A 3,712-nucleotide genomic window follows, 5' to 3' on the forward strand; every position below is an offset into this window, starting at 1 on the left:
TATGCCGGCATCGACAACACGCTGTTCTACAAGGACGGCACCATGATGCTGCTCGGCGACGCCAAGAAGATGACCGAAGAGATCGTCAAGGCCATGGATCACTGATCCTATGATGACCAGGGCACAACAGATCGCCGAGTGGGAAAACCGCGCCGAAGCTGAGTTGCGCGGAGCGATAGACGGCACAATCTGGCACACAGCGGAGGGCATCGACGTCAAGCCTCTCTACACGGCGCAGGATCTTGAAGCGAACGGCTATCTCGGCAGCCTCCCCGGCGAAAGGCCGTACCTGCGCGGGCCGCGCGCGACCATGTATGCCGGCCGCCCATGGACCATCCGCCAATATGCGGGCTTCTCAACGGCGGAGGCCTCCAACGCCTTCTACCGCAAGGCGCTTGCCGCTGGCCAGCAAGGTGTGTCGGTGGCCTTCGACCTTGCCACCCATCGCGGCTATGACAGCGATCACCCGCGCGTCGAGGGCGATGTCGGCAAGGCGGGCGTGGCGATCGATTCCGTCGAGGACATGAAGATCCTGTTCGACGGCATCTCACTCGACAAGGTTTCAGTGTCGATGACCATGAACGGCGCGGTGATACCGATCCTCGCCAGCTTCATCGTCGCGGGAGAGGAGCAGGGCGTGCCGCGCGCGCAACTCTCCGGGACGATCCAGAACGACATCCTCAAGGAGTTCATGGTCCGCAATACCTACATCTACCCGCCGGAACCCTCGATGCGGATCGTCGCCGACATCATCGAGTACACTGCGAAGGAGATGCCGAAATTCAACTCGATCTCGATCTCCGGCTATCATATGCAGGAGGCTGGGGCGACGCTGGTGCAGGAGCTTGCGTTCACGCTGGCCGACGGGCGCGAATATGTCCGCGCGGCACTGAAGAAGGGCCTCGATATCGACGATTTCGCCGGCCGGCTGTCCTTCTTCTTCGCGATCGGGATGAACTTCTTCATGGAGGCCGCCAAGCTGCGCGCCGCCAGGCTTCTGTGGACCCGCATCATGGAGGAGTTCCAGCCGAAGAAGGCCTCCTCGCTGAGGCTTCGCACCCACTGCCAGACATCTGGCGTATCGCTGCAGGAGCAGGATCCCTATAACAACATTGTGCGCACTGCCTATGAGGCGATGAGTGCGGTGCTCGGCGGCACGCAGAGCCTGCACACCAATTCCTTCGACGAGGCGATCGCACTGCCGACCGAGTTCTCGGCTCGTATCGCGCGTAACACGCAGTTGATCCTTCAGCACGAGACGGGCGTCACGAAGGTCGTCGATCCACTCGCCGGCTCCTACTATGTCGAGAGCCTGACCAAGGAACTCGCCGACGCAGCGTGGACGTTGATCGAAGACGTCGAGGCAAGGGGCGGCATGACCAAGGCGGTAATCGATGGCCTGCCCAAGCGCCTCATCGAAGAGGCCGCGACGCGCAGGCAGGCCGCGGTCGACCGCGGCCACGAGGTGATCATCGGTGTCAACCGGTACCGTCTCGAGAGCGAGGATCAGATCGACATCCTCGACATCGACAACAAAGCGGTGCGCGAGGCGCAGGTGAAGCGGCTGGAAAAGATCCGTCGGCAACGCGATCCCGTCCGCGCCGAGGCTGCGCTCGCGAAACTCGAGAAAATAGCCCGCACCAGCGACGGCAACATGCTCGACGCGGCGGTCGAAGCGGCCCGGGCACGCGCCAGCGTAGGCGAGATTTCCGACGCCCTGCGCCGGGCCTTTGGGGACCATGCGGCGGTGCCTAGGGTCGTGCGCGAGATCTATGGCCAGTCCTATGCCGGCGAGCCCGAATACGAGACGCTGGTTGCTCGCATCGAAGAGATGGCCGCATCGCTCGGCGGGAAGCCGCGCATCATGGTGGCGAAGCTTGGACAGGACGGCCACGACCGGGGCGCCAAGGTCATCGCATCGGCTTTCGGGGATATCGGCTTCGACGTGATCGCCGGACCATTGTTCCAGACGCCACGGGAAGTCGCCGACCTGGCTGCAACGGCGAAAGTCCATGTGGTGGGCATGTCTTCGCTCGCCGCCGGCCACAAGACGCTGGCGCCGCAACTCGTCGAAGCCCTCAAGGCTAGGGGCGCCTCGGACGTCATAGTGGTGGTCGGCGGAGTGGTGCCGCGCCAAGACTACAAGTATCTCCTTGATCACGGCGTGGCCGCTGTTTTCGGGCCGGGCACCAACGTGCTCGACGCTGCACAGGTTGTGCTCGACCTCTTTGAGAGAAAACGGAGCAACCGATGATTTTAGGCAAGCGTTCAGCGCTAAGACGTAGCCAGATTTCAGGGCGCTTGCGGCTTTCTGTGGTCGGGCAGAAGATGTGCGCTGTAGGATTCGGATCACAAATCGGCGCGCGCTAAGATTGGCGATCAATTCGGCCAGAGCCGCGTCGACCGCGACAAAGCGGCCAGCCCTCATCCAACGGTACTGCGGACGAGGGCGGAAAACATCGCTGATTTTCATCGCTGATTTACAAGGACAGTCAGATGGCCGCTACCATCAATATCATCGGCGCGGGGCGAGTTGGCCAAACGTTGCTCCGCGTTCTAACGAATGCCGGATCGGCAAACATCGGTGACGTACTCAGTAGCCGCTATGAAAATGCGGCGCGAGCCGTTTCCGCTGTCGGACAGGGTAGGGCCGTCCAGCGACTCGAGGAGATGAAGGCCGCGCATTTGTGGCTCATAACAGTGCCAGATGACCAGATCACAATCGTCGCCGAGGAGATGGCGCGCGACCTGCCCGCTGCCCGCCACGGGGAAGAAACAGATGCCCCGGTGGCGATACACTTCAGCGGTATTCTTCCATCAACCGCGCTCAAACCGTTAAGAGACTTTGGCTGGCTGGTGGCAAGTTGTCACCCGGTTCTAAGCTTTGCCGACTCGGAGACTGCGGCAGCACAATTTGCTGGAACATTCTGCGGCATCGAGGGCGATCGGCTTGCGATCGCGAGGTTAAATCCCTTGCTACTGGAGGTCGGGGGGCGTCCGTTCTCGCTTAACGCAGACCACAAAGCTCTCTATCACGCAGCTGCGGTATTCTCGAACAATTTCACCGTCGTGCTTCAAGCACTCGCAATGGAAGCGTGGGCGCAGTCCGGCGTCGATCCCGACATTGCCAATGCACTGTGTTCTTCGCTTTTGGACGTTGCCTCGGCCAATGTCAGGCGCTTGGGGCCGCAGGCCGCTTTGACTGGACCCGCGGCACGTGGCGACCGGAAGACAATCGCCCTCCAGCACGCGCGGGTCGCCCAGTGGTACGCAAAAGCAGGTGAAGTCTACAGCCTGCTGAGCGATATGGCGTATCAGTTGAAGCGCAATGGCACCGTCCGATCAAACGATATATTGGTGAATAGTCGCGCCTGAAAGCAGACTGACCGTTATTAAACGACCCTCCGTTTGCATCGAAAACTAGTCCTACTCCTTGTCCCTGGGTTCGCCAGACCATATTAGACGATACGAAGGACATGGGTTGGCTAACCATCCGCTAAACCATTGATTTCGTTCAGAAGTCTTGCACCCTCAGCGACTAACATAATCGTTACAAATCAATAGCTTGCGAAGCGGTTCGCCAAAGTCGATTCAAGGAGCCAGTCCGCCACTCGCCGATCGCATTTATCTTCTAGGGAACGGCAGCTTTGCGCCTCAAGCACGAACCCGCTTCGCGGGAGGGGCGCCTCGTTCTGAGATGGCGCGACAGGCA

At 60.6% G+C, this 3,712-nt stretch carries 3 protein-coding genes; all 3 read left to right on the forward strand.

Annotation, left to right across the window (positions count from 1 at the left end):
• A partial coding sequence (locus ACWGS9_RS34195) for an NAD(P)(+) transhydrogenase (Re/Si-specific) subunit beta (protein WP_454508574.1) occupies positions 1 to 105 on the forward strand: 105 nt, incomplete at its 5' end.
• A 7-nt stretch (positions 106 to 112) separates the two neighbouring features.
• The gene (gene scpA, locus ACWGS9_RS34200) at positions 113 to 2,254 is read left to right on the forward strand and encodes a methylmalonyl-CoA mutase (protein ID WP_454509348.1); all 2,142 of its coding nucleotides are present in this window, start codon (positions 113 to 115) and stop codon (positions 2,252 to 2,254) included.
• A gap of 242 nt (positions 2,255 to 2,496) precedes the next feature.
• A complete protein-coding gene (locus ACWGS9_RS34205) occupies positions 2,497 to 3,375 on the forward strand; it encodes a Rossmann-like and DUF2520 domain-containing protein (protein ID WP_454509347.1) in 879 nt (292 codons plus the stop codon).
• Positions 3,376 to 3,712 lie beyond the last annotated feature (337 nt).

The sequence above is a fragment of the Mesorhizobium sp. Arg314 genome (genome assembly GCF_053714275.1).